The organism is Intestinirhabdus alba (assembly GCF_009711095.1).
In the GTDB taxonomy this organism is placed as follows: domain Bacteria; phylum Pseudomonadota; class Gammaproteobacteria; order Enterobacterales; family Enterobacteriaceae; genus Intestinirhabdus; species Intestinirhabdus alba.
On the sequence record NZ_WMJZ01000028.1, the window covers coordinates 26,077 to 51,802 of the forward strand.

Annotated in this window: 26 protein-coding genes, 3 tRNA genes and 4 pseudogenes; 17 read left to right on the forward strand and 16 right to left on the reverse strand. The window is 50.3% G+C overall.

Annotated elements, in window-relative coordinates; translation table 11 throughout:
• Positions 1–12 precede the first annotated feature (12 nt).
• The gene (yodD, locus tag GJV78_RS17530; protein ID WP_155109561.1) at positions 13–240 is read left to right on the forward strand and encodes a YodD family peroxide/acid resistance protein; all 228 of its coding nucleotides are present in this window, start codon (positions 13–15) and stop codon (positions 238–240) included.
• A gap of 422 nt (positions 241–662) precedes the next feature.
• Here the strand turns inward: yodD and GJV78_RS17535 are convergent, their stop codons facing one another.
• Both GJV78_RS17535 and GJV78_RS17540 read right to left on the reverse strand, forming a co-directional pair.
• A complete protein-coding gene (locus GJV78_RS17535; protein ID WP_155109562.1) occupies positions 663–845 on the reverse strand; it encodes a YodC family protein in 183 nt (60 codons plus the stop codon).
• 315 nt (positions 846–1,160) lie between these two features.
• Positions 1,161–2,072: a DUF808 family protein gene (locus GJV78_RS17540; RefSeq protein WP_155109563.1), complete on the reverse strand. Its 912-nt coding sequence runs from the start codon at positions 2,070–2,072 to the stop codon at positions 1,161–1,163.
• A 156-nt stretch (positions 2,073–2,228) separates the two neighbouring features.
• On the opposite strand from GJV78_RS17540, the gene yedA reads away from it, so the two are divergent.
• Complete coding sequence (gene yedA, locus GJV78_RS17545; protein ID WP_155109564.1) at positions 2,229–3,152, forward strand: drug/metabolite exporter YedA; 924 nt, start codon at positions 2,229–2,231, stop codon at positions 3,150–3,152.
• On the opposite strand, the gene GJV78_RS17550 is transcribed toward yedA, so the two are convergent.
• The 4 genes from GJV78_RS17550 to drpB form a co-directional block, all read right to left on the reverse strand.
• Entirely contained in the window at positions 3,140–3,607 is a 468-nt protein-coding gene (locus GJV78_RS17550; RefSeq protein ID WP_155109565.1) for a very short patch repair endonuclease, read from the reverse strand. The two genes, yedA and GJV78_RS17550, sit on opposite strands and share 13 nt — an antisense overlap.
• Positions 3,588–5,021, reverse strand: a complete 1,434-nt coding sequence (locus GJV78_RS17555; protein ID WP_155109566.1) for a DNA cytosine methyltransferase — start codon at positions 5,019–5,021, stop codon at positions 3,588–3,590. Before GJV78_RS17555 ends, GJV78_RS17550 begins: the two co-directional genes overlap by 20 nt.
• A gap of 75 nt (positions 5,022–5,096) precedes the next feature.
• Positions 5,097–5,792: a phosphohydrolase gene (locus GJV78_RS17560; RefSeq protein ID WP_155109567.1), complete on the reverse strand. Its 696-nt coding sequence runs from the start codon at positions 5,790–5,792 to the stop codon at positions 5,097–5,099.
• A 90-nt stretch (positions 5,793–5,882) separates the two neighbouring features.
• Entirely contained in the window at positions 5,883–6,158 is a 276-nt protein-coding gene (drpB, locus tag GJV78_RS17565; protein WP_155109568.1) for a cell division protein DrpB, read from the reverse strand.
• Between the two features lie 613 nt (positions 6,159–6,771).
• On the opposite strand from drpB, the gene ompC reads away from it, so the two are divergent.
• Both ompC and iraM read left to right on the forward strand, forming a co-directional pair.
• A complete protein-coding gene (gene ompC / locus GJV78_RS17570) occupies positions 6,772–7,911 on the forward strand; it encodes a porin OmpC (protein ID WP_155109569.1) in 1,140 nt (379 codons plus the stop codon).
• An 864-nt stretch (positions 7,912–8,775) separates the two neighbouring features.
• Positions 8,776–9,120: an anti-adapter protein IraM gene (gene iraM, locus GJV78_RS17575; RefSeq protein ID WP_155109588.1), complete on the forward strand. Its 345-nt coding sequence runs from the start codon at positions 8,776–8,778 to the stop codon at positions 9,118–9,120.
• A gap of 353 nt (positions 9,121–9,473) precedes the next feature.
• Here the strand turns inward: iraM and GJV78_RS17580 are convergent.
• Positions 9,474–9,563: transfer RNA gene (locus GJV78_RS17580), tRNA-Ser, on the reverse strand.
• A gap of 93 nt (positions 9,564–9,656) precedes the next feature.
• On the opposite strand from GJV78_RS17580, the gene mtfA reads away from it, so the two are divergent.
• The 3 genes and pseudogenes from mtfA to GJV78_RS23690 form a co-directional block, all read left to right on the forward strand.
• Positions 9,657–10,448, forward strand: coding sequence for a DgsA anti-repressor MtfA (gene mtfA, locus GJV78_RS17585; protein ID WP_155109570.1), 792 nt, complete (start codon positions 9,657–9,659; stop codon positions 10,446–10,448).
• Between the two features lie 100 nt (positions 10,449–10,548).
• A tRNA-Asn gene (locus tag GJV78_RS17590) sits at positions 10,549–10,624 on the forward strand.
• Positions 10,625–10,781: 157 nt separating this feature from the next.
• A pseudogene (locus GJV78_RS23690) lies at positions 10,782–10,895 on the forward strand (Arm DNA-binding domain-containing protein); the annotation flags it as partial.
• A 39-nt stretch (positions 10,896–10,934) separates the two neighbouring features.
• On the opposite strand, the gene GJV78_RS17595 reads toward GJV78_RS23690, so the two are convergent.
• Positions 10,935–11,237: a helix-turn-helix domain-containing protein gene (locus GJV78_RS17595; RefSeq protein ID WP_155109571.1), complete on the reverse strand. Its 303-nt coding sequence runs from the start codon at positions 11,235–11,237 to the stop codon at positions 10,935–10,937.
• A 4-nt stretch (positions 11,238–11,241) separates the two neighbouring features.
• Positions 11,242–11,603, reverse strand: a pseudogene (locus tag GJV78_RS17600) (type II toxin-antitoxin system RelE/ParE family toxin).
• Positions 11,604–11,766: 163 nt separating this feature from the next.
• On the opposite strand from GJV78_RS17600, the gene GJV78_RS17605 reads away from it, so the two are divergent.
• Positions 11,767–11,967: a hypothetical protein gene (locus GJV78_RS17605; RefSeq protein ID WP_155109572.1), complete on the forward strand. Its 201-nt coding sequence runs from the start codon at positions 11,767–11,769 to the stop codon at positions 11,965–11,967.
• A gap of 47 nt (positions 11,968–12,014) precedes the next feature.
• Here GJV78_RS17605 and GJV78_RS17610 read toward each other — a convergent pair.
• Positions 12,015–12,104, reverse strand: a pseudogene (locus GJV78_RS17610) (helix-turn-helix domain-containing protein); the annotation flags it as partial.
• Positions 12,101–12,293, reverse strand: a pseudogene (locus tag GJV78_RS23695) (hypothetical protein); the annotation flags it as partial. The pseudogenes GJV78_RS17610 and GJV78_RS23695, both read right to left, overlap by 4 nt.
• A 94-nt stretch (positions 12,294–12,387) precedes the next feature.
• On the opposite strand from GJV78_RS23695, the gene GJV78_RS17615 reads away from it, so the two are divergent.
• Positions 12,388–12,945: a nucleotidyltransferase family protein gene (locus GJV78_RS17615; protein WP_155109573.1), complete on the forward strand. Its 558-nt coding sequence runs from the start codon at positions 12,388–12,390 to the stop codon at positions 12,943–12,945.
• 214 nt (positions 12,946–13,159) lie between these two features.
• On the opposite strand, the gene GJV78_RS17620 is transcribed toward GJV78_RS17615, so the two are convergent.
• A complete protein-coding gene (locus GJV78_RS17620; protein ID WP_155109574.1) occupies positions 13,160–13,399 on the reverse strand; it encodes a hypothetical protein in 240 nt (79 codons plus the stop codon).
• A gap of 40 nt (positions 13,400–13,439) precedes the next feature.
• Here GJV78_RS17620 and GJV78_RS17625 point away from each other — a divergent pair.
• Positions 13,440–13,515: transfer RNA gene (locus tag GJV78_RS17625), tRNA-Asn, on the forward strand.
• A 165-nt stretch (positions 13,516–13,680) separates the two neighbouring features.
• On the forward strand, positions 13,681–14,943 hold the full coding sequence (locus GJV78_RS17630; RefSeq protein ID WP_155109575.1) for a tyrosine-type recombinase/integrase: 1,263 nt from the start codon (positions 13,681–13,683) through the stop codon (positions 14,941–14,943).
• A 78-nt stretch (positions 14,944–15,021) separates the two neighbouring features.
• Here GJV78_RS17630 and GJV78_RS17635 read toward each other — a convergent pair whose 3' ends face one another.
• The gene (locus GJV78_RS17635; RefSeq protein ID WP_024155018.1) at positions 15,022–15,282 is read right to left on the reverse strand and encodes a helix-turn-helix domain-containing protein; all 261 of its coding nucleotides are present in this window, start codon (positions 15,280–15,282) and stop codon (positions 15,022–15,024) included.
• Positions 15,283–15,389: 107 nt separating this feature from the next.
• Entirely contained in the window at positions 15,390–15,674 is a 285-nt protein-coding gene (locus GJV78_RS17640) for a helix-turn-helix domain-containing protein (RefSeq protein WP_064001135.1), read from the reverse strand.
• Between the two features lie 143 nt (positions 15,675–15,817).
• Here GJV78_RS17640 and GJV78_RS17645 point away from each other — a divergent pair, with 143 nt between their 5' ends.
• Entirely contained in the window at positions 15,818–16,045 is a 228-nt protein-coding gene (locus GJV78_RS17645; RefSeq protein ID WP_063809688.1) for a helix-turn-helix domain-containing protein, read from the forward strand.
• A gap of 172 nt (positions 16,046–16,217) precedes the next feature.
• On the opposite strand, the gene GJV78_RS17650 is transcribed toward GJV78_RS17645, so the two are convergent.
• Entirely contained in the window at positions 16,218–16,361 is a 144-nt protein-coding gene (locus tag GJV78_RS17650) for a hypothetical protein (protein WP_153276710.1), read from the reverse strand.
• A 614-nt stretch (positions 16,362–16,975) separates the two neighbouring features.
• Here GJV78_RS17650 and GJV78_RS17655 point away from each other — a divergent pair.
• The 5 genes from GJV78_RS17655 to GJV78_RS23700 all read left to right on the forward strand — a co-directional run bounded on the left by GJV78_RS17655 (position 16,976) and on the right by GJV78_RS23700 (position 24,827).
• On the forward strand, positions 16,976–17,860 hold the full coding sequence (locus tag GJV78_RS17655) for an integrase domain-containing protein (RefSeq protein WP_155109576.1): 885 nt from the start codon (positions 16,976–16,978) through the stop codon (positions 17,858–17,860).
• A 136-nt stretch (positions 17,861–17,996) separates the two neighbouring features.
• Positions 17,997–23,099, forward strand: a complete 5,103-nt coding sequence (locus tag GJV78_RS17660) for a hypothetical protein (RefSeq protein WP_155109577.1) — start codon at positions 17,997–17,999, stop codon at positions 23,097–23,099.
• A gap of 346 nt (positions 23,100–23,445) precedes the next feature.
• Complete coding sequence (locus GJV78_RS17665) at positions 23,446–23,754, forward strand: hypothetical protein (RefSeq protein ID WP_155109578.1); 309 nt, start codon at positions 23,446–23,448, stop codon at positions 23,752–23,754.
• Complete coding sequence (locus GJV78_RS17670; RefSeq protein WP_155109579.1) at positions 23,751–24,332, forward strand: Imm57 family immunity protein; 582 nt, start codon at positions 23,751–23,753, stop codon at positions 24,330–24,332. The genes GJV78_RS17665 and GJV78_RS17670 overlap by 4 nt, the downstream gene beginning before the upstream one ends.
• A 147-nt stretch (positions 24,333–24,479) precedes the next feature.
• Positions 24,480–24,827 (forward strand): fatty acid desaturase, encoded by a 348-nt coding sequence (locus GJV78_RS23700; RefSeq protein ID WP_330998821.1) that lies wholly within the window; start codon positions 24,480–24,482, stop codon positions 24,825–24,827.
• 156 nt (positions 24,828–24,983) lie between these two features.
• Here the strand turns inward: GJV78_RS23700 and GJV78_RS24035 are convergent, their stop codons facing one another.
• Positions 24,984–25,655 carry a GH3 family domain-containing protein gene (locus GJV78_RS24035; RefSeq protein ID WP_330998822.1) on the reverse strand — a complete coding sequence of 224 codons (672 nt, stop codon included), beginning with the start codon at positions 25,653–25,655 and terminating at the stop codon, positions 24,984–24,986.
• Between the last annotated feature and the right edge of the window lie 71 nt (positions 25,656–25,726).

Genomic DNA, 25,726 nt, shown 5'->3' on the forward strand with positions numbered 1-25,726 from the left:
AAGGAGCCTGAAATGAAGACCGCAAAAGAGTACAGCGATACCGCCAGGCGTGAAGTGAGCGTCGATGTGGACGCCCTGCTGGCCGCCATTAACGAAATCAGTGAAGGCAAAGTACAGCGCAGCGCGGACGATCCGGATAAGGTCAGCGTCGACGGCCGCGAGTATCATACATGGCATGAATTGGCTGAAGCGTTTGAGCTTGATATTCATGACTTTAGCGTTTCCGAAATCAACCGCTGACGCGGGCGAAAAAAATCCCGCCCCTGTAGCAGGGGCGGGATTAAACTTGCTTATGCAAGAAGCACTTGAAAATTCGTTACACCAGAAAATCTGATGTGCGGACCACCTTATCTGCAATTTTTTTGCCTGACAAGCAAATATTTCTTCTGCAAATGATTAGGGCTATTAATGCTTACCACGCTTATCTACGCCAGCCCGCGCACTGCGCGAATCGACATGGTTCCGGGCGCGCTTTCGCGGCACGAAAAAAGTTTCCAGAAATATTCTACAATCCACGCCCCTTCGTTCCGCGGATCGGAAAAAACGCCCCGCTCTTCCCCCCTCGTCAGGACAATAGCACGTTGCCGTCGCAGGCGAGCAGGCCGCTGCTGAGATACCTGAGGGGTTAGCAAAACGCCCGACGCGGGCCGGGCGCTTTGTTTTCAGGCGCTTTCCTGCTGCCGCTTCTCGTCGAACGGCACTAGCTCATCTTCGCGGAATGCCTCCCGCCTGACGCCAAAACCGTCATACCAGCGACACTCCACCATACCGCTGGAATAGCCGGTGACGATCGTTCGTGGTCCGCCCGCTTTAACGGTAACCACTTCACCGACAGAAAAGAGCATACCGGCCTCCTTTATCAGATATACCCTAAATAATTCGAGTTGCAGGACAAAACGCAGCGCGTTTTGAACAGCCCCGGGGCTGGCCCCGAAGGGGTGAGGCCCCTGGGCCGAATAAAGCCAACGCACATGCAACCTGAAGTATAACGGGTATAAAACGGTTTTACCTTAGACGAGATTGCCCCTTTTTGCGTAATCGCGGCGAAGATAATCAGACTGGGCCTCTTAGCCGTTGGCGAGCGTCGCCGGAACTCACTCAGGCCAGGGTATGCCGAATGCACGGCGAGCCTTCCGGCACCGGACCTGAACACCCCCGGCCTAGTGCGCCGCGCCGCGTACTCTGGCGATCCCTTTCACCAACGCCACCACCACCGCGCCGATAACAAATCCCAGCGCCAGGTTAACCAGCGAAGGCAGAAGCAGCCCGGCGATGGCCCCCTGCCGGTGGGCAAACTGCTCGATGCCGTGATGCAGCGGGCCAATGCCGTGTACCACGATCCCGCCGCCGACCAGAAACATGGCCAGGGTGCCGACCACCGAGAGCACCTTCATCAGCCACGGTGCCATTACCAGCAGGCCCTTACCGACCCCTCTGGCCAGCGCGCTGCTTTTCTCCGCCAGCCAGTAGCCCATATCATCAAGTTTGACGATAATACCGACCAGCCCGTAGACGCCGACGGTCACCAGCAGCGCAATGCCAAACAGGATCACCACCTGGTTAAGCAGCGGCGCTTCGGCGACAATGCCGAGCGTGATGGCGACAATTTCCGCAGAGAGAATAAAATCGGTGCGCACCGCCCCCTTGATTTTATCTTTTTCAAAAGCGCGCGGGTCCTGCGCCGCCAGGGCCTCCAGCCGCTTCTGCCGCTCCGCCGGATCCACTTTCTGCCGGCGGGCCGTCACGGTGTGCAGCACTTTTTCCACCCCTTCAAAGCAGAGAAACGCCCCGCCGAGCATCAGCAGCGGCGTAATGGCCCAGGGAATAAAGGCGCTGATCAGCAGCGCCAGCGGTACAAGGATCGCCTTGTTAACCAGCGAACCTTTCGCCACGCCCCAGACCACCGGCAGCTCGCGGTTCGCCCGCACGCCGGTGACCTGCTGGGCGTTAAGCGACAGATCGTCGCCCAGCACGCCGGCCGTCTTTTTTGCCGCCAGTTTTCCCATAACCGAAATATCGTCCAGCAGCGTGGCGATATCATCCAGCAACGTCAGTAAGCTACTTCCTGCCAAAATGCTTCCCTCATTAATCCACCTGTTAAGCCCTAAGTATGGAGCAAAACCCGCAGCGCTGGAACCAACGGCCGGGAGTGGACCTATATAGCGTTGGCATCGTCGCCGCTTTTGGCGTTTACTCTACGCATCTGGTTACGTTCACCGTGAGGAACTATGCGCTTCAGGCAGTTATTACCGCTTTTCAGCGCGCTGTTTGCGCTGTACATCATCTGGGGCTCCACCTATTTCGTTATCAGGATCGGGGTCGAAAGCTGGCCGCCGTTTATGCTGGCCGGGGTGCGTTTTTTCTTCGCCGGCTCGCTGCTGCTGGCATTTCTGCTGCTGCGCGGCCATCGCCTCCCTCCCCTGCGCCCGCTGCTGAACGCCGCGCTGATCGGCATTCTGCTGCTGGCGGTAGGTAACGGAATGGTTACCGTGGCCGAACATCAGAACGTGCCCTCCGGCATTGCGGCGGTGGTGGTGGCGAGCGTGCCGCTGTTTACCCTCTGCTTCAGCTATTTCTTCGGCATCAAAACCCGCGGGCTGGAGTGGGCGGGGATCGCCATCGGGCTGGCGGGGATCGTGATGCTGAACAGCGGCGGCAGCCTGAGCGGCAATCCGTGGGGGGCGGTACTGATTATGATAGGCTCCATCAGCTGGGCCTTCGGCTCCGTCTACGGCTCGCGTATCACCCTGCCGTCGGGCATGATGGCGGGGGCGATTGAGATGCTGGCGGCGGGCATTGTGCTGCTGTGCGCCTCGCTGCTCTGCGGAGAGCGGCTTACCGCCGTGCCCCCGCTTGCCGGCTTCCTCGCCGTTGGCTATCTGGCGCTGTTCGGCTCCATCATCGCCATCAATGCCTATATGTATCTGATTCGCAACGTCAGCCCGGCGCTGGCCACCAGCTACGCCTACGTCAATCCGGTGGTGGCGGTACTGCTGGGAACCGGGCTGGGGGGCGAACGGCTGACGCTTATCGAATGGCTGTCGCTGGCGACGATTGTTTTCGCCGTGGTGCTGGTCACGCTGGGGAAATATCTGTTTCCGGCCCGGGCGCAGGTGGTTCCCGTCGGGACGAAAAAACGTCACAGTAGATGAATGCCCTGGGTGTCGATCTGCGCCTGCCCGCCGCCGCCGCAGATCCACTCCTCAAGCCGCTCGCCCAGCGCCACGTCGCTGAGCTTCTCCCGCCCGCGCAGGGCGCACTCCCAGACGATGAGCACCCGCCAGCCAAGACGCTGCAGGCGTTCAAGATCCCGGCGGTCCCGCGCGACGTTCTTGCCTATTTTTTCCAGCCAGAATTCCGTGCGCGTCGCCGGTATCTTAAACAGATAGCAGTCGTGACGATGCCAGAAGCAGCCGTGGGCGAAGATTGCGCAGCGATACTCGTCGACAACGAAATCAGGCCGGCCGGGGAGCCCAGCCTCCTGGCAGCGGAAGGTAAATCCCCGCTCGGCCAGCGCGGCGGCGAGGCGCTTTTCGATCGCCGTATCGCGGGTGGCGATAGCGCGCATGTTTTTACTGCGCGTCGCCTTATCGTGAACGTCCGCCATGCTGGCTCTCTTGTTGACGCAGCGCGACGGCCAGACGGATACGGGACGCCAGCAGCCGGGCCACCGCCGCAAAAACGGGCACCACCACGGAGTTACCGAACTGGCGGTAGGCCTGGGTATCCGATACCGGAATGCGGAAGCGGTACTCCTGCGGCGACTCAAAGCCCATCAGCCGCGCGCACTCTCGCGGGGTCAGCCTGCGCGGCCGGTGCTGCTGGTTCTGCGGATCGTCGAAGTTCTGCTCGCCAAGCGCCATATCCCAGCCGCGATCGATGAGGATTTCCGCACCATCTTTGTAGTAGCGTGCCGACAGCGTGCGCGTCACGCAGTGCGGATTGTCCGGGTAAACCATGCCGTAGCCGAAACCGTTGCCCCGGGCCTGATGCTTCTGGGCATAGCGATAGAGATACTTCCACAGCACCGGCGTCAGCACGTATTTGGCCTCTACCGCCGGCTCCAGCAGCTCGGCGAGGGTAGCCCGACGCGCGGGGCAGAGGCTGGCGATATCGCGCAGCGTAAAGTCGGTTTTCAGGTTGAGATCGCGGCGAAATCCCACCAGCACGATGCGCTCCCGATGCTGGGGTAAAAAGTGGCGGCCGTCGATGATTTTCGGATCGTCCGGGCCGTTATCGGCGGCGTCCGCCACGTCGTAGCCCAGCTCGTCCAGAGTTTCCATAATGATGCGAAACGTTTTGCCGCCGTCGTGGCTCTTGAGGTTTTTGACGTTTTCCAGCACGAAAATCGGCGGGCGGCGCGCGTCAAGGATCCGCACCACGTCGAAAAACAGCGTCCCCTGGGTATCGCAGGCAAAACCGTGGGCGCGGCCGAGGGCGTTTTTCTTGGAAACGCCCGCCAGCGAGAAGGGCTGGCAGGGAAAGCCGGCCAGCAGCACGTCATGCTGCGGCACGTGCTGGCGAATATGTTCGGCCGCCTGCTGGTCGTCGATCCCCGCCCGGTGGCTGAGCGTGATATCGCGAATATCCTCATTAAAACGGTGTTCCGCCGGATCGCAGTAGTAGTTAGCCTTATAGGTGCGCACCGCATGTTTATTCCATTCGCTGGTGAAAACGCACTGGCCGCCGATGGCTTCAAATCCGCGCCGGATCCCGCCAATACCGGCGAAAAGATCGATAAAGCGAAAGGCATAATGGGGATGATGCGCCGGGGGGACGGGCAGCAGACTTTGCAGATGCGCCAGCTCGTTCTTGCTTAACCGCCGCCATGCGGTAGCGGTGGTCACCGCCCGCTTCAGGATGGCCGGGCTCCAGTGATGCTCTCCCACGCCGTTAAGCTGGGCTACCAGCGTTTTAACATCATAAATTTCTAGCAGTTTTTCCAGGGTTGCCTGAACCACTGGCGGAGCGTTGTCTGCTGTCAGACTCTGCAAGCCTGTTACTGAAAGTTCTTCCTGCATAGGTTCTACCGGCCAAAAAAGTGAAAAGCGAAAGGTTAACATAAATTGGCGGCAAGTACGTTTCCGCGACGCTCTCTACGCCCCCTGCCCGAACGCCTCCAGCACCGCGCTGTCCAGCGAAACATAGTCGCCGTTCAGTTCCGCGCTAAGTTTCGCCATCCAGGTGACCAGAAAGCGGGCGTTATGCTGCGCCAGCGCTTTTCCCCGCCCGGTTTGCATCGTTTGCGGCAGCGTCAGGAGCTTGGTCTGAAAATGGTCGAGGGCAAACCGTTTGTCGTTAAGCGGCCGCCGCCGGGCGAAGGGATCGTCGGCATCGAACAGCGCCGTGCCCAGCGCGCCGGAGACGGCGAACACGCGCGCCAGGCCAATCGCCCCCAGCGCCTCCAGTCGATCGGCGTCCTGGACGATCTTCGCTTCGAGGGTGGTCGGTGAAATTTGCCCGCTAAAGCTATGCGCTTCTATCGCATGGCCTACCGCCGGCAACCGCGCCTGCGGGAAGGCGGGAAAATGGTTTGACAGGATCCGGCAGGCCTCCTGCGCCGCCAGCGCTGAAGAACAATGGCGCTGCGGATGGTTTTTCGGCAGGCTGACAATATCATGAAAGTAGCAGGCGGCGAGGATCGTCAGCCAGTCGATGTGTTCATCGTCGGAGAGCCGTCGGGCGGTACTCCAGACCCGACGACAGTGAAAAATATCATGGGCCGCGTCGGGCTGCCGGTGGTTATTCCGCAGCCATGTTTCGAACTGCGCCTGCCAGTCCCGTAATGCCATGTCGCCTCCGCTATGTGAAAGAGGGCTACCTTAGCAATTTTCCCGCGCGCCTTCATCCTCGTTTGCCCGCCCCGGGCCGGTTCCGCGATATCATACCCGCTCGCCGCGCGGCCGCGTGTACCAGGCGATGCCGCCGAGAATCAGACCAACCAGCCCCGAGACCAGAAAATCCAGCAGCGCATCAGGCCATATGCCGACGTTCGCCCCAAACTCCACGGCCAGACCGCTGACCTGCACCCCTTCCGTTTCGCCCCGGCTAATGGCCAGCACATAGCGCGCCATTGCCCACAAAAAGTAGCCACAAAAGGCATAAAATACCCATAGCGCCAGTTTGCCGCCCATGCTGCGGCTCGCTTTTTCTTCCATACGGGTAAAACATCGCTCCAGATCTACAATGAAACGGAAATAACAATATTGCATTACTTTTGTGATTACAATCACATTTTAGCGCCCAATGTTACTCCCCTGAACGGTTTTCCACCCTTTCAGAGCGGTAATTGATCCCGGGCAATTTTAACTTATTTTTATATTTTATTAATTAAAAAGTCGGAGAAACGGCTGCGCTTATTTCTGAAAAGCATCGTTACCCCGGCTTCATTACTATTTTTTCACCGACCGGACTCTCTGTGGACTTTACCTTTTGGCTGCTATTTTTCGCCCGCCCACCGCCGGTATTCAAGCCCGTCAAACCAGGCTTTTTGTTATTTTATCCGCTTATTGCCGGCGTATTAACAAACTATAAACAACGCCAATCAAAACCAGCAACTCATTGATAAAATTAAATAAAAACCATGAATACGTCTTGTATATACATACAGATTAAATTATAAAAATCCTCATTGAAACAATTTGAAATATTTTAAATATATTTGTTACATATTTTCTCAAAATAAATTAAACCCGATACAATACTATCCGGTTGAGCCTTTCAGGATAGCTTCAATTATTCATAAAATTTATTATTACAAGGGAATTCATAATGAAAAGAAAAGTACTGGCCATACTTATTCCGGCATTATTCGTTGCCGGTGCGGCAAATGCGGCGGAGATCTACAACAAGAACGGTAATAAGCTGGATCTTTACGGTAAAGTTGACGCACGCCATCTCTTTTCCGACAACGCCGGCGACGATGGTGACGCCACCTTCACCCGGTTAGGGTTTAAAGGTGAAACCCAGATCGGCGACCTGCTCACAGGGTACGGCCAGTGGGAATATGAGTTTAAAGGCAACAACAGCGAAGCAAACGGAACCAAAGGCAACAAAACACGTTTGGCCTTCGCCGGCCTGAAGTTTGGCAACTACGGCTCGTTTGACTACGGCCGCAACTACGGCGTGGTGTACGACGTGGAGTCCTGGACCGATATGCTGCCCGTTTTCGGCGGCGACAGCTACACCCGTACCGACAACTTTATGGTTCAGCGTGCCAGCGGCGTGGCGACATGGCGTAGCGGTGATTTCTTCGGTCTGGTAGAGGGTCTGAACATCGCCCTGCAATACCAGGGAACCAATGAAGACTCTGACAGCCTGTTTGGTCAGGAAGGAACCAATAACGGCCACGGTCTGAAAAAGCAGAACGGCGACGGCTTCGGTATGTCCGCCACCTATGATTTTGGTATGGGTCTCAGCGCCGGTGCCGCCTTCGCCGCATCGGATCGCACCAACAAGCAGCAGTACGGCACCATCGCCGGCGGTGAGAATGCGGAAGTCTGGACCGTCGGTCTGAAGTATGACGCCAATGATTTCTACCTGGCGGCCATGTATGCCGAAACCCGCAATATGACCCCCTTCGGCGACAGCGAAAGCTATTACGCCAATAAAACCCGCAACCTTGAGGTGACCGCCCAGTATCAGTTCGATTTCGGTCTGCGCCCGTCCCTGGGCTACGTGCAGTCAAGGGGGCGCGATTTAGCGGCCAATCTGCCCTCCTGGTATAACCGGTATGACAGCCAGGATCTGGTGAAATATGTCTCCGTTGGGACTTACTACTACTTCAATAAAAACTTTTCCACCTACATCGATTATAAAATCAACCTGCTTGATGAAGACGATAGCTTCTACAAAGCCGTCGGTATTTCTACCGATGACGTAGTCGGCATCGGCATGGTTTATCAGTTCTGATGCAATAGCGCGCTTTCCGGCCCGCCAGCGGCGGGCCGTTTTCTTTTATACCGCCAGCGTTATTCCATTCCGCAGGCGCGATCCGTGGCGATAGCGATTTCGCAGCGTCAGCAGGGGCTGCCCGACGTCGCAAAATAATCCCCCCGACTTAGAGGCTGGCCCACCAGCCGTTATTGGCACAGCCACTCTCTTCAGGCATCACCTGATCTCAACTCTGAAGAAAGCAGGCGTCAGGGTAAATACATACTATTGGGCAAGTATAGAAAATTATCCTTCACCGGTTATGCATTTGCCCTGGCTTATCGCGTTGTATATATCATTATATAAACACCAGATATAACCAGTGAATCTGCCGCTTCATCTTATCGTTAGCGACGGAGTAAAAAGGCGGGATGTACAAAAGCTTCAGGCCTGTTTCCTCTTTGCCCCTTCACTTTTTCATCCTTAAATTTATTCGCGGCCGACGGTCTCCGGCGGCGGCTCGCCTTAGGGAATACCCGACAACGATAAGCACCGTTTTTCTAAAATATCTACGCGCGTTGCACAGAATATTTGCACTACTTCATTCCACCCTTCGGGAAAAATATTATTTAGCCACGCTTAAAAAGCACTTAACCGAATAATTACGGTGAGGACAATTGTGCGGACAGATTGGGCTTCCCCTGACAGCATTAAATATGTTACAAAATGTAACCATAACATCTTAAGTAAAACCATAATCCATTAAAAATTAACAACAATAATGAAAAAGATTAAAAAACCGATCTTTATCAATAGGTTATAAAATGAGATTTTTCTTCTAAACTTACTAGTATCCAACGTAATTTAACTTTTCCCTGGCCGCTTATGAGTAAGGTAGCAATGATGGAATGGAAGGTAGTGGACACACTTATCAGCCCCTCGACCGGAGTTTCTTTTTCGTGCATATGCAATATAAAAAATCTCACCCTAACTCTTTGGTATCAGGCAGATATATTTTTGCCGCCGGGAAGCGTAATTGAGCCTTCTGATCGCGGCGTGCTGATCAATAAAAAATTGCATCCTATTACTGTTTATAACGTAACCAGATTTAATCGCCATTTATGGCAAACGCTGAACGATAATAATCATTGTCCCGGCAACGCAGAAATTAAGCCTGACTATTGTGACTATCCACAGCAATGCATGGTTGCCGCCTGCCCGTTTGGCCTGAGCAAAAAAAACTTTTAGCTTTTCAGCTCATCCGATCCATCACACCAGTATATTCAGCAGGGATACCGCCCGGCCTGAACGCGCTTAGCGGGCGGCTATACCACTGGCATTCAGCGAAGCCGTAAAGCGCTTCCATCCCCTGCCCGGCTTCACATCTTTAGTGCTCATCCCGCACGCGGTTCGCTATGTGTAACACGATCGACTAAGTTGTTGCGAAGAGTGTGAAGCTGGCAGATTAAAAGTGGATGCCCGGCGGAGAGCAACATGGTAAAAATGTCAGCGTCAGAAATGAGAAAGAGAAGCTTTAATGTCGGGATTTATGCAGGGCAAAATCAAGAATTGTTGATAACTGATTAAGTTTGCTAAATGGTTGGCGGAGAGAGGGGGATTTGAACCCCCGGTAGAGTTGCCCCTACTCCGGTTTTCGAGACCGGTCCGTTCAGCCGCTCCGGCATCTCTCCGTTTTGATGGTTGCCATGATGCCAGGTTATTTGGCATTTTAACAGACCCCGACCCCGTAATTTTGTTCAAGTGGCGAGTTTGCGAGCAAAACGATGATAAAGTGGCCCTGGAAAACTGACAGTACCGCACAAAAAGAAGCCTGGCCGTGGGAGGAGGCGCTGTCCATCCCCCTTCTGGTTACCTTATCCGCCCAGGAGCAAGACAGGCTAACCGCGCTGGCGGAACGTTTTTTGCGGCAAAAAAGGCTGGTTGCGCTTCAGGGCTTTGAGTTGACTGCGCTGAGCAGCGCGCGCATTGCGCTGCTCTTTTGCCTGCCGGTGCTGGAGCTGGGCATTGAGTGGCTGGACGGCTTTCACGAAGTGCTGATCTATCCTGCCCCCTTCGTGGTCGATGACGAATGGGAAGACGACATTGGCCTGGTACACAATCAGCGCGTAGTTCAGTCAGGGCAAAGCTGGCAGCAGGGGCCGATTATTTTAAACTGGCTGGATATCCAGGACTCCTTCGACGCCTCCGGCTTCAATCTGATCGTTCATGAAGTCGCCCACAAGCTGGACATGCGCAACGGCGACCGCGCCAGCGGCATTCCGCCGATCCCGCTGCGCGAGGTCACCAGTTGGGAACACGATTTACATGCGGCGATGAATAATATTCAGGATGAAATCGACCTGGTCGGCGAGACCGCCACCAGCATTGACGCCTACGCCGCAAGCGATCCGGCGGAGTGCTTCGCGGTGCTGTCAGAATATTTTTTCAGCGCGCCCGAGCTGTTCGCACCGCGTTTTCCGGCGCTATGGCAGCGTTTCTGCCAGTTTTATCGCCAGGACCCGCTGCGGCGTCTGCGCGATGACCGCGACGAGGAACATCAGACGCCGGTTCATTAAATTTCGCCTCTGGGGATTAATTAACCAGTTGAAATAGTATATTAATTTTAATATTGACACGCCGGAACGAGGTCAGTAACATGCGCTTCGTTCTCACAATTCCTCTGTAGTTCAGTCGGTAGAACGGCGGACTGTTAATCCGTATGTCACTGGTTCGAGTCCAGTCAGAGGAGCCAAATTCTTGTTTCTGTGCGTCTCAGCATGTCTCAATATTTGATTCAAAGAGTTAGCGCAGAAACCCTTCCTAAGGCATAGCTGTTTATCTCTCCGCATCGGAAAAACCTGGTGGTCTGTTTTGGGATCATTTCAGTTCGCTAATGGAGTGACCACCATATGTCCCTGTCCGACGCGAAAATCCGCAGTATCAGGCCTTCTGATAAACCCTTTAAACTGATCGATTCTCAGGGTCTGTATCTGCCTGTCAATCCGGGCACTGCACGCGCCTGGTAGGTAAAAGGGGCGCTCCGGCTCAGGGCGCGTCAGTGTTTACAGTTCAAATCCGTAGTGAGATCCATCAGGTAGTTCAACATCAAGGCGTAGCTTACCGCCGGTCGCTTCAACGTAGCGTTTGAGCGTGGAAAGCTTCAGGTCGCGCCCGGGTTTTTCCATTCCTGCGACGGTAGGTTGCCTGATACCCAGTGTCTGCGCCATTTCGACCTGCGTTTTCTGCACCTTCTCACGCAGTTCGGCAAGGTGAATGTTGAGCAGGATGTCCGTGGCCATCACCTGAGCTTCGGCCACGACTTCAGGTTTTTCATCCGCAATAAGCTGTTCCAGCGTTCTGCCCATCGCGCTACTCCTTCTCTTTTAATGTGTTCAGCCAGTTCGTGAATTCCCGGTCAGCAACAGGGAGCATCTCATCGTAAAAACGTCTTTCATTTCCGGCACAAAGCACAACACCGGTACGGGTCGGATCAAAGGCGAAAAACGCCCGTATCGGATCGACCCGGCTCTGAATACGCAGCTCTTTCATGTTGCTGTAGCGGGAGTATCTGATGGTCTGGACAACCCCGGCCCCTTTTCCCGCAGGACCAACAGTGCAGCAAGCACGCTGGCCCGCTCGGTATCATTGAGCGAGGAAAACCAGCGACCAAACGTATCTGTTGTTTTAATCGTCCACCTGGGACCTCCCGATAAATATAGGTTATAAGCTATATAGCGGTAAAGCGATAAAGGTGATGGTAAAGCATTGGAATGAGGGATTCATGCGTTGCTACTGCAAAGTTGAAGGCGCATTCGGGTGTTTCAGTGAATAACATGCAAGGCATTCACCGTTTTACGACCTGTACCGAAAAACCAGTTCAGGTATTGGTGAAGAGTGACCTTAGCTGCAACGCAATCCGATATTTTCAAAGGTATTGTCGGTAACGGAACGACCAGCCTGAAATCAGGCCGCTTCTTGCAGGTCATGAAGCGTAATGGCAGCCCGGAGGGCCGTTCGTTGCAGAGAGAAGATAATGAGAATGTTGCCGGTGCAGAAAGAGAAAACTGTTTTTACCTGAAAAACTTTTCCCGTTGATTTGATTAAATGCTGAGTTATCGCACATCCCTGACGTTCTCTCGCTCTCCCGCCTGACGCGAAAAAGCTGACAGTGAAGTGCCACGTTTTTTCAGCCCGGCGATAATGTCAGCGGGGTGCCAGTCCGGTTGCATCATGCGGCCACCTCGTCGATAAACTTCACGCCGTCGGCGGTGCGGGGCTGTGAGTTCGGCAGCAAAGTACCAGACCAGTTCACACATTAATCCGGTCAGCGTTCGTTCCATTTTCGGCGGCAACGCTCGTCCCGTTAGAAGTTGCGCCAGCGTAAGCGAATGGTCGCAAAGTAATTCGGAATCAGATTCAAAACGGAGAGGATTTAAGGAGAGAATACCGTCAGTATCCAGCCAGCAGGCGAGCTGTTACTATTTCGCGTACCAGACAAATTCCCCTGGAGAAATCATGAAATATCAGCAGACGCTGCAGAAATTTCTGTCAGACGATCCGCTAAGGATGGAGGCCCTTAAGGCCCTTCGGGCATTAACGTTCAGCGACGGCTGGATCGGTGCCGGGTTTGTACGGGACGCGGTATGGGATCGCCTGCACGGCTACGGGCAAAGAGCCATTACTGGCGATGTTGACGTGGTCTGGTACGACTCTGAGCGCGGGAACCCGGCCTGCGACAACGATCTGGAAGAGAGGCTTAGCCAACAGCATCCGGCGTTTGACTGGTCAGTGAAGAATCAGGCCAGAATGCATCAGCGTAACGGACACGCACCCTATCTCTCTACGGAAAACGCCCTGCGATACTGGCCCGAAACCGCCACCGCTGTGGCGGTCCGTCTGGGAGATACGCACTCTGTCGAGGTTATTGCGCCCTATGGGCTTGAGGATCTGTTTGAACTACGTTTGCGCCCGACGCCTCTGTTTGGGGAGGACAAATGGCCTGTTTTCCGGCAGCGTGTCACCGCAAAGCGGTGGTTGGAACGTTATCCCGGGCTGCAGCTTATTACGCGATAGCCTTTCTGACGCCAGTTTCTGGCGCTCATCCGGCACGGCAATCTTAACGCCTGAACGGCTTCCCGCCCTCTGTTTGCACTGCTGATGACCGCGCGTGGCCATCCAGCGAGGGAAAAGCGAAGCTAATCTGGTAATCCCCGACCATTACCACCGACGCCTATCGAAAGCCCGGCGTTGTACAATGCAATAACCGCCACACATAGTTGCGCTGGAGCTACCCGCGCTTCATTCCGGGCCAGACGGTGTTAGCCTCAAACAGATGCCGGGTATCCGGACGGATCGTTGCCTCCCCCTCCTGCTGGCCGTCCGGCGCTGTTAACCGCCGCCGCGCCTGCCCCACGGCAGGCAGAAACGCCCCAGAATGGGGCGGATCCGGCCGCCTGACGACGGAAAGTTCGCCGCGCTGCTGAATTTGTCGGCAAACGATCGTCAGAGCGCATTCAGGCTTTGACAAGGGCGACGGGCACCGTTATTATGCGCCCCGTTCACACGATTCCTCTGTAGTTCAGTCGGTAGAACGGCGGACTGTTAATCCGTATGTCACTGGTTCGAGTCCAGTCAGAGGAGCCAAATTTTAGTCTTTAGATGTCTCTATGAGTCTCAGGACGTTTAAAAAACAAGAACTTATCTTTACCCGGTTGTCCCAATAGGGATTGCCGGGTTTCTTGACATCCATAGTTTTTGGGGGCTTAATCGGGGGCCTCACGGTTCGTTGAGAAAATGGAGCCCCCACCGATGGCATTAACCGATACCGCTATCCGCAAGATCAAACCCACCGATAAATCCTACAAGCTTACTGACAGTTCAGGACTCTACCTGCTGATCAAACCCAACGGCTCAAAGCTCTGGTACATGAAGTACCGCATCGACGGCAAAGAGAAAAAGCTGGCCTTTGGCCCCTACCCGGATGTCACTCTGTTTAAGGCGCGTCAGCTACGCGATGCCGCACGCGCCAGAGTCCGTGAAGGGGCCGACCCTGCCGCGGATAAGAAGATCGCCCAGCAAAAAAAGAAAAACGGGCATACCTTCCGCCAGATCGCCATGAACTGGCACGCCGATCACCGGCGCTGGTCTGCGCATTATGCCGCGACTATCCAGCGCAGGCTGGAAATGTATGTTTTCCCGGATATCGGGGACAAATTCATCAACCAGATCGTCACGGAAGATTTGCTGTTTACCTTGCGCAAGGTGGAAAGCAAAGGCTTTCTGGAGATCACCGCCCGGCTGAAAAATTACGTCACCGAGATCATGCGCTATGCGGTGAAAAAACAGTTAATCAAATCAAACCCGGCGCTGGATCTGGACGGCGAGTTCACACCGCCGGAGACGCAGCATTACCCGGCCCTGCCCCTTGAGAAGCTGCCTGAACTGTTATCCCGGACGGATAGCTACCCCGGCAGGCTGCTGACACGCTATGCCCTTAAATTATCGCTGCTGTTTTTCGTGCGCTCCAGCGAACTGCGCTTTGCCCGCTGGAGTGAAATCGACTGGCAGCAGAAGTTATGGGTAATCCCGGAAGAACGGGAGCAGATCGAGAACGTCAAATTTTCTCATCGCGGTACAAAAATGAAAACACAGCACATCGTTCCGCTGTCCGATCAGGCTATTGCTGTCTTAAAGCAAATTGAAGCGCTCTCTGGTCATCTGACGTTTATCTTCCCCGGCGAATACGATCAGGATAAATGTATGAGCGACAATACCATTAACAAAGCGTTACGCGTGATGGGCTACGACACCAAAAAAGACATCTGCGGTCACGGCTTCCGGGCAATGGCGTGTAGTGCGCTGAGTGAGTCAGGGCTGTGGAGTAAAGAAGCCATTGAAAAGCAAATGAGCCATCAGGAAAGAAACAGCGTGCGTGCGGCCTATATTCATAAGGCCGAGTATCTGGAAGAGCGGATCGCGATGATGCAGTGGTGGGCGGATTATCTTGATGCGAATATCGACAGGTATATTTCCCCTTATCAGTACGCCGCGCCTCTGAAAAACGTATCGTAATAAAAACACAGCGCTTTAATTTTCCGTTATTAACGGAAAGCCAGCCCTTTGCCCCTGTTCAGGGGCAAAATCATAAATTCAGGATTTACTTTCCCATCGGGAATAGAGATCCAGTACCGCTTCAGCAAAATCATCATCGACCGTATAGAAATAGCACTCCGGTACGTTGAGCACTCTGGCAAATTCGCAAACAAGATCAAAAGTCGGCTTATGGGTGCCGTTCTCATAGTGTGAGAGGCGAGAGTAAGCTGTTGCCTCTTCTATTCCGGCCAGTACCCCCAACTTTTCCTGCGTGAGCTTCGCCCGCTGCCGGGCTTCTTTTAAGCGTTTGGGGATCATCGATAATTACCATCAGTTTGAATTAATAACGGTAATCTTTAGCATTCCTCAAGAATATTTTTCTTTAGAGTTCATAAAGACGAACAAACGCCTGTATACTTTTTGTATTAAGAGCAATTCCCTGCTTTCATATTCCACTGAACAACTTCACCGTCATACAGCTTTAATAGCGCTTCGGCGAAGCTGTCATCCACCGTGTAGAAATAGCATTCAGGAACGTTTAGCACACGGGCGAAAGCACAAACCATTTTAAATGTGGGTTTATGCGTTCCACTTTCATACTGAGAGAGTCTTGAATAGGCAGTGTCTTCGGCAATGCCTGCGCGGACGCCCAACTGCTCCTGGGTAAGGTTGGCCCGTAACCTTGCGGCTTTCAGTCGTTCAGGGATCATATTACGTGTCTTGTTAATACTTACGTTGACACCATCTTTAGCATTCCTTAAGATTCATTATCTTTAGGATTACTAAAGATAGATAAACAAAGGTCGGAAGCAGATCGGCGCTTTCGTTCAGGATGACAGACAGGGAGAAACCGATGGATAAAGACGACTGGCACCCGGCGGACATCATCGCCGGGTTACGGAAGAAAGGAACGTCTCTGGCTGCGGTATCGCGTAGGGCCGGGCTGGCCTCTTCCACGCTGACCAATGCCCTTAACCGCCGCTGGCCTAAAGGTGAAAGGCTGATCGCCGAAGCGTTAGGCGTTGCGCCTGAACAGATCTGGCCATCCCGCTATCGTAAGTCAGAATATCGCCAGAGCTAAACCGGCTCTCCCGATCTTCCGCCAGCTCTGCTGGCGGAAGATCGGGAGAAGACAAGCGAAGCGCGTCAGTTTTCATTCATGAAATGACAAAAAAATCCACAAACAACTCAATTTCCAGAAAAAAGGTTTCCCCTTTTCAATCGCGTAAAACGGTTGTAATCTCCCCCTTGCCTTATGCTGTCTTCGACAGCGCCAATGCTTCATGACCTGAAAGAAGCGCCTGCCTTGTCAGGAGATGGTTGATCCGTTTTACCGGCAGGGCCTCTGCAAAAATGCCGGGCCGCAGATACTGCGGCAGAGGTTGAGAGTTATACACGCTACATCCTTTCACTGCGCCAGTTCACTGGCTATGTTTCCATCCGACCGGAAGTCTCACGATTTCCCGGCTCGTCTGTGCCTGCTGATTATCAGCGCTTTTTATCTGCGCCAGATCTCTGGTCAATGTTGCACTGCGCCGGAAACGATCCGGTAAACCCTGCACCTACTGCTACATCAGCGCCTTTTATTTTACGGGCTGCGGCCTGCATTGCCGCAAGGCTTTGCTGCCGCGTGACCGTAAACCTGCACCAGAATCTACGATCTTTCGCACACTGCACCCGACCAGTGCGTCACTTTCGTCGGCAGAGCGACAAAGTGACGCACAACCACCACACCGCGCCATGCCCCTGTTTTCGGAGTTCCGGCGCTCATTCCCAAATCTGACACGCCTTTTGGGGCCGCTGTCAGCAAGAAAAAGGAGAAAAAGATCGATACCGAGGGGGGCATGATGCCCCGGAGAACTCCTGCTCACGCAGGCAGCCTGTACCGCGTACAGTCTGAAACTCCCTATACCTCAACAAACTGCCACTCCGGTGTGAAGGTATCGTTCTGGCGCAGCCAAAAAGCATACGCCGGAGACTGTTTGTGTTCTCAAAATTAAGGGGGGAGTATATGGGTAAGTTAGGTGGTGAAATGAAGGCGCTGGCGAAACACTGCGGCGGCAGCCATAAAACGGTGAACGATCGTATCCATATCGTGCAGCGTTTCGACCGTCATTTACGGGCGCTGAACGTCCAGATCCAGAGGGTGACACAGATTAAGGTTCGCCACATTGAAAGCTACATTCATGAAAGGCTGGCGCAAGGGATTGGCAAACGCACGCTACAAAATGAAATGGCTTCACTGCGTGCGGTGTTGCAACAGGCCGGACGTAAGCAGGTGGCGGAGCATGAGCGGCTGACGAATAAATCGCTGGGTTTATCTGGTGCATCGCGCAATGGTACGCGACAGGCTATTACGCCAGATCATTACCGCCATGTGCTGGAAATGGCCCGTGTAAAAGATCCGGGATTGGCTGCGGCGCTGGAACTGGCACGACTGATGGGCTTACGTTCACAGGAAGCGGTACAAAGCGTGCAGTCGCTGAAAACGTGGAAACAGGTCATTGAATGTGGCGACACACGCCTAACCGTGGTTTTCGGCACCAAAGGCGGACGGCCCCGCGAAACGGTGATTCTGGATACTGGCGCAGTCAAAAAAGCGCTGGATAATGCACTGGCTATTGCAGAAAGCCGTAATGACCGGCTGATCGACAAGCCGGATCTGAAAAGCGCGATGGACTACTGGCACAACCAGACGGCGCGTATTGGTCTGACTGGCGCATATTCTCCGCATTCCCTCCGTTATGCGTGGGCGCAGGATGCCATTCGTCACTATCTGGCGCAGGGGTTCAGCAGGAAAGAAGCACTGGCGATGGTGGCTATGGATTTGGGGCATGGTGATGGGCGTGGAAGGTATGTGGCGCAGGTGTATGGGCAAACTCTGACTGTAAGTTAAAAACAACAAATGATATGGACACTCACCGTAGATGGACTCTTTTAAACCATCTTATATGACTCTGAGACGTCTGTTAAACTTATAGCGATTCGGTCTGCCCTGGTTGCATGGCATCAATATATGGATGGAAGCCAAGATGAATGAAAATCTAAAAAAACAGAGCAATCCATTTTCAACAGGTGGTGGTGGCGTTAATTTCGAAACTCGTGTGCAAGCAGCGTTTGCATTATCGATTCTTACAGGTTCAAGCGTACCTTGTCTCTCTCAGAGCATGAGAGCAAAACAGATAAGGTTTCAGAACAAATATGATGGCTCAAATACAGATGATTTTGTGATCGTTGCTGAAGACAACGATGGTCAGGAAGGTAAGTTATTTGCTCAAATTAAACATGAAATAACACTGAGTGAATCCCCAGATTCGGTTTTTGCTGAAGTTATCGCCAGTGCTTGGCAGGACTTCAAAAGCGACAATTTCAAAATGGATCACGATGTTATTGTGTTGATTACTGGTCCACTCCAGAAAACAGATATCCATAATACACTTCCAATATTGGAATGGGCGAAATTTGCCTTATCTGCGGAAGATTTTATGAAGAAGGTACAAACAAAAGGGTTCTCAAGCGAAGCAAAGTTGAAGAAAATAGAAAATTTCAGATTGCATTTAAGACACGCAAGCAATATAAGTGAAATTGATGATGCTTTTCTATGGTCATTTTTGAAGTCGTTTCATTTGATTTCTTATGACTTAGATTCTAGTTTTTCTGTTGTAGCTAGTTTACTATGCTCACAAATCCAAAATAACTCAGATGAGGCTCCCCCCCTAGTATTATCAAAAATCATCACAACAATTCAAAATTTTAATCAGAATGCGGGAATACTATCTGAAGAAAATATCCCGCATGATTTAAAAACATTATTTAATAAAGTACATAAAAAGAACATTAAGGATGACATCAGGAAGCTTCAAGAACGTGGCACTTATATTTATACAGGCATATCTAATAGAATTTGTGGCATACATATTAACCGGAACGAACAACTTGCTGAAATTGAAAAAAAATGTCAGGAAAGTCGTTTTGTCTTTGTCACTGGTATTCGAGGTGTTGGAAAACCAGGTATTGTAAAAGATTTTATTTCAACCAAATATAAGGACGTCCCTTTTTTCTACTTGAGAACTGAAGATTTAGACAAAAGCCATCTCAATGATGTATTTACTGCACTTGGCATGAGTTGTAGTTTAGCAGAAATTGCTGGTGAGTTTTCTTTACTAAAAGAAAAGATTCTTATTATTGAGTCAGTGGAAAAAGTACTGGAACTTACTTACCAAAATGCTTTTATTGACTTATTACATTTCATCAAAAATCAGAATGGGTGGACAGTTATTGCCACAGGGCGAGATTATGCTACACAGCAACTAATTTTTAATTATTTACAACCCAGTGGTATTGATTATTGCAACGTAGAGATCAAAGCACTGGAATACCAGCAAGTAAGTGAAATATGTCACAAAATACCAGAGCTGGAAAAATTAATTGAAAATAAAAGACTAACCGACTTATTGAAAGTCCCATTCTTTATTGATGTTGCGGTAAGAGCATTAAAAAATGGTGCTCAATTTCACACCGAAGGAACTGAGAGGGACTTCAGAGAGATTATATGGTCATCAGTTATTGCGAAGGAAACAGATAGAAGAGGCGGGATGCCAGCCAAAAGAAAGCGAACATTTATTGACATAGCTAAACAACGCGCAAAGAAAATGGTCGTGGGTATTCTGGATGACGCTTTTGACCCAGAAATCATTGCAAAGCTTGAAGAAGATAATTTAATTCAACGACATGAGAAACTGAATTTAATCAGTCCAAGTCATGACGTTTTAGAAGACTGGGCTTTAGATATCTTTATTGATAATGAATATGTAGAAAATTTCTTAGTACCCAATAAGTTTTTCGAGCAGATTGGTGATGAGCCTTCCATTAATCGCGCCTATAGATTATGGTTAAGCAGAAACATAAAAGAAAATAAGGAGATTAATGATTTTATCTATAAAGTATTAACGGATGCTTCTATTGCCAGCTATTGGAAAGATGAAACTATAACTGCGATTTTACAAAGTGATGCCGTTAACATTTTTTTAAAAATGTTCAGAACACAACTTTTATCCAATAAAAATTTACTGCTTATTAGAGTATTGTTTATCTTAAGAATGACATGCCAACAGCCGAAAACACTGTATAACCAAGAACTAGAAAAAGAAGAACAAGAAATTTCTAAAACATTATATCTACAGCCTTATGGTATATGCTGGGATGCCTTGATTAATTTCATTTTTGAAAACCAGAATGAACTTGTGAACAGCACATCTATTCATATTATAGAAATGTTGAATTCATGGGTGTCAATTTTAAATATCAATGATAATTATCCTGATATATCCAGAAAAGTAGGTTTATTGGCAATATGGTTACTTGAACCACTCAAGGATTCATATGCTCGCGAAGATGAATATAAAAGAGAAAAAGTTATCAGTTTATTATTAAAATTATCCCCTACTATTGTAGATGAATTTGATCTACTTATGGATAAAGAAGTCTTTATTCCTGATACCTCACACCGCCGATTACATTATGTTGAATATTTAATTAATCAATCATTAATCGGCTTGAATGTTCCTATATTATGCAAGTATCGACCAGATTTTATTGAGCGTCTAGCTCGTCACGAATGGTTACAAGATAATATTGAAGATGATGACAGCATTTTTTATAAACAGACTACGGGTGTAGATCGGTACTTTGGACTAAACAGAGAATCAGATTTTTTTCCTGCTAGTGGTGCTAAAGGTCCTTTTAAATATCTATTACATTTTCATCCTCGTAAAGCTTTAGATTTTATAATTGACTTGTGCAATAAAACGGCAAAAATATATTCTACTTCAGAATTTGCAACCCGCTCTAGTGGCTTTATGTCTGATGAAACTTTAGTCAAAAACGTTGAACTTACACTCAATGACGGTACCGTAGTTACGCAATTTTCTTCTCCACACTTATGGAAGGGTTATAGAGGCCATTCAACGCTACCATATATCCTTCAATGTGCATTAATGGCTTTGGAGAATTGGCTCATTGATGCACTAGATAGCCTTGAAAAAAATGACACTATTGAATGGCTTTTTAATTATATTTTACTATCTAGCAACTCAGTAATGCCAACATCTGTATTGGCATCAGTTGCTACTGGTTTTCCAGACAAAATTAGTAAAGCTGCTTTTCCTATCCTAAGATGCCCTGAGTTTTACAATTTAGATATCCAACGTCTTGTCAATGAACGAGGAGGAAGTGAACAAAACTGGTTCTCGAATATGTTTCATAACGATATCATGAATGACACTTATGTAGAGGAACGACGCATTGCTGCACTTCGTCCTTGGAGAAAAGAAACTCTAGAAAGTTTATTGACTAGGTTACAGCTTAGCGGGAAAAACAATGCCGATACACTAAAAATTGTGGATAGCCTAATTGCGTTATCCTTAGAGAACAACGATGAGAACTTACGTTTTCTAGTACATAGAGCAGATACTAGAACATGGTCATTTACTGCTGATAAAGAGAACAGCCGGATTATTGCGCAAAGCAATCCGGAATTACCGGAAGATCTGCAACAAATTCATGATGAACATAGCGCTACACATACTCAGAACAGTTTAATTAACAAATTATTCTTATGGTCAAGAAAATCATTTGAAGAAAATATCAATAATACATACTTTAATTCTCATACAGAGGCTCTTACCGCTGCAAAATATCTTTTTGATAAATTTCAAAACAATGAAGTTGATAACCCGGTTATGGTAATTGGCACAATCACCAAAACCGCAGCAGTTTGTACACGAGATTTTTTTGAGAACCTTTCCGAAGATGAAAAAAACTGGTGTAAAAAAATAATTATTGAATGCATCATTATGAATGCCGATTGTATTAACGGGTTATCACTTCATGATAAGACAGATAGTTATGGTTCTGGCGCTTGCGCATTTGTTTTACCTAAATTATTCCGCTACGTAAAAAATGATGAAGAACTCAATGAATTAAAATTTACATTAGCAATAGCATTAACCCATGAAAATATTGATATCGGTGAATATGCTGCAAAAGGGGTAAGAGAGTTTCTATGGACTACCCATCCGACCTTGGCCTTCCAATGCATATATGGTGCTACTATGTTTGCGAGGTTTAAAAAAGAAAATATTAACTCACAAAGATTTTATTTATATTCTGATACTGAACTAGCTCAAGCTAAAGCGCATTGGTCTTATTTGATAACCTCTTTTCGTGAAGAGTTCTTTAACACAACCCCACCATTAATTGAAAATATTTCATTAAAAACACATTCATCTTGGCACATTCACCTTCCAATATTGATGATTCCATTTTGCGTTGATAATCCTCTGCTAATTAATTTATACAAGAAAATAGTACATTTTACGTTTGATGAGGAATACAAGAGACATAAAAGTAATCATAACGATGAAACCATCCAACATGACATTAGGAAGCAGATCACCAATTGCTTCGCTGAGCATTTTATACACACAAGAAAAACTGGATTCGGGCCATTTAAGACACTGCTACTTGAAGGATGTTCAACGGCACCACGTATTGTGTACATGACTAAATTACTATTCCACATCGCTATGGAGAAAGCAGAAGACCTAGAGTCTTTATGGGAATTCTGGTTAATGTTAGCGCCAGAAGCACACAAAATTGCGCTAAAAGATGTAAATGAACAGTATTCTGGTATACAGAGTGATCTGAACCAATTACTGCGCGGAATGTTGTATGCAGACACTAGGTGGCAGGGACACGAGAATGAAGCACGCGATATAGCATATGGTTCAGTGCATATACTAGATTTTGCAAAAATATCAGGAAATAACAGCCACGTATTTATGGCGTTATCATCGTTGATTTATCACTTTCATCATATATTTTTCGACGAGGGTATCCATATCCTTGCTGAAAAACTCATCATGAATAGCAAGTTAATTGATAAGCAAATTAATACAGCATTTTATCTAGAAATGGCTATAGGACGATATTTGCAAATTGAAAATCGGGGAATATTGAGTCGTAAAATGTATAATTCCTGTATGACATTATTATCGGGTATTGTCGAGACAGGTTCTGCGAGAGCCTATTATCTCCGGGAAAATCTAATAAGATCACGAAGAGTATTTACCTAAATGGCTTCTTTGTAATGGATTCCCTTGTATGGGGAATCCAATACAGACAAATACCACTATTTATCTGCTGAATCATGCAAAACATGATAGCTATCACATTTTTTAATCAACAATAATACTTGGGGGCTTTATTGAGGGCCTTAGTTCAACTGTAAGAAATAAATTCGTTAAAACTCAATAAGATATCAATATAATTGCATCCAGTCAGAGGAGCCAGTTTAAGAAAAGCAGACGTCCACTGACGTCTGCTTTTTTGCTTTTTATCAATTGATTATCCCCTTCTTCAGCGTCACCCTCGTTCACTAAAACCCCGTCGAACCCATCCCCTGTTACTGGTGAACATGCGGTGACCGCCCCTGACTACCGCCAGTCTTGTCTCGAGCGCATACTTTGGTTTTGCCATAAAAAACTGCGCCTTAGTAAACGCGATGTCCAACTTTTGGCATACAGTCCAGGAGCGCTTTGCCTGCCGGGAAATAATACGAACGCGGTATTTAATGATATTGTGTACGGTTACAAACAACAGCGTCGGCCCGAAGCCTGCGGCGGACCCGGCCCGAAACAGTCTGAAAACCAGAATTTCGCGCAGGATTATATCCACATTATGTACGTTGGCGGCATGTTACAGAAAAAGAATAAGGCGCTCACAGCATGAAAAAATACATTATCTTATTAACACTCACCGTTATTGCGGCCATGAATACCGCGCAGACAGCGGCAGCTAATGCTAAAGTTGAGCGCTATCGCCAGGCCGTGGCGGAATATGATAAAAGCCAGGCGGCGATGGCGAAGGATAATATTGTAATGGCGTTAGCTTATTCTAAAAGCCCCATGTTGAAGGAGCATCGTCGTGGCGGTATGCCCGGTTCTTATGGCTTAGCCGTGATAGATCTGGCGATGCAGGGGCTGGGAGTGAACAGAAGCCCGGCCGCTAATGAGGCACTACTCGATTTGCTTGTCACAACGGCGGATGCCGGAGCCTCGGAAGCGCTGGACTGTGCAATCGTCATTAAGGGCGCTGAAATCGTGCCGCAGTTGGAAAATTTTAACGCTGCAGAGAGGCTGGAAAACTGCCGTTCCGCTTTTTCAGACCTTAAAAAAACGGTATTACGCAATGTCACTGATGTCACCGTTGAGGATATATGCCAGTTCAATACCGCGGGCGTAAAAAAAATCGCCAACAGAGTTGACGATCTTATTCAGGCCATAAAAGCAAAGACCGTTTGCGAATAGCGCGACGCCATCTCCGCTGAGGAAACCGCAAAACATCGCCATTCGCTGCGGCCCGGCGAAGGTCACGCTGCGGACGACTATTTGCGCTTATTCACGCCCTTTCCGCAATAATACGCCCTCGTTTAGCACTGTATTTATGGACAGATCGTGCGGCTTCTCCTTAACACCCTGCTCCTTATTTTCTCTCTGGCCATTACCGCCCTCTGCCTGTGGTTCGCCAGTCATGCGCCGTGGTATGGCATACTCCTCGCGGCCTGGTTTTTTGCACTGATTAACACTATGCCGTTCGCCATTATGCACGAGGCGGTGCACGGGGTGGCCTCCCGCTCTGCATGGGGCAACCGGCTTATCGGCGTGGTGGCGGGCTGGGCGTTTCCCACCTCGTTTCTGCTGCAGCGCCGGGCGCACCTGAACCACCATGATAACACCCGCACCGACGGCGAGCTGTACGATTACTCTCTCGCCCACCGGCCCAGATGGCTGCGCAATATCTGACTCTACGGCAGCAATCTGCTGGGGCTGTGCTATTTCTGCGTCATTCTGGGTAACGCGCTCTGGCTCATCGCGTGGAGATTTTATCGCTCCGACAGGTTCGTTAAAAAGATTGCCCCCGCTCTCGGCTTCGGCGCACAGCTTCCTGAGCTGATTAAGCTACCGCCGCTGGAGGTGTGGTGCGAACTGGCGCTGGCCTTCGGCTACCCCACCGGCACCGGCGGCCAGAGGCATCGGGTTTCCCGCGTCGCCAGGTAGCGGCGATAGCGGGACAGCACCCCGGCGTCGGCGGCGAGATCGTGGCCGCCCTGCCGCCAGACGGTGCCCGGCGATGGTGTCAGCAAGCCAGCCGGTCAACGCCCGGCGAAAGTCGTCGAGGCCGCGCGCGGTATAGGGGATCAGTTTGCCGCCGCTGTGGCTACCGCCGGTTGTCTCAAACGCCAGCGCGGGCGCGGTAAACAGGAGGTTTTGCTCACCGTCGGCAATGCGCTCAATCAGCGGTGCCAGCGCTTCATAGTCAACGATCGGCGCGCGCCGCTGAAAGTCTTCCGTGCAGGCAAACCAGCTCATGCCCGCGCCCGTAGTGGGGATTTTTTTGCAGAAAAAAATCAACTTCGGCCTGCTGCGGCTTGCGGGCGGAATCGCCGCCAGCGCCGGCTGCAGATAGCCATAGTGGGGCGGACACTCCACCACCCCGCGCTGGGGATTGAACAGCGCGCCGAATTTTTCAGCGGCCAGGGTCTGCGCCAGCGCCCGCAGCTCCGGCTCCTCGCGCTGCCAGTGCGGATAGAAGGTTCGGGTAAAGGTCTTCGGGTATTTCCAGGTCCGCACGCCCTTCACCAGCAGCAGCCAGTAGAGCCTGCGCTGGGGATTCTGCCGACGGAGCAGAGCCCCAGCTCCGG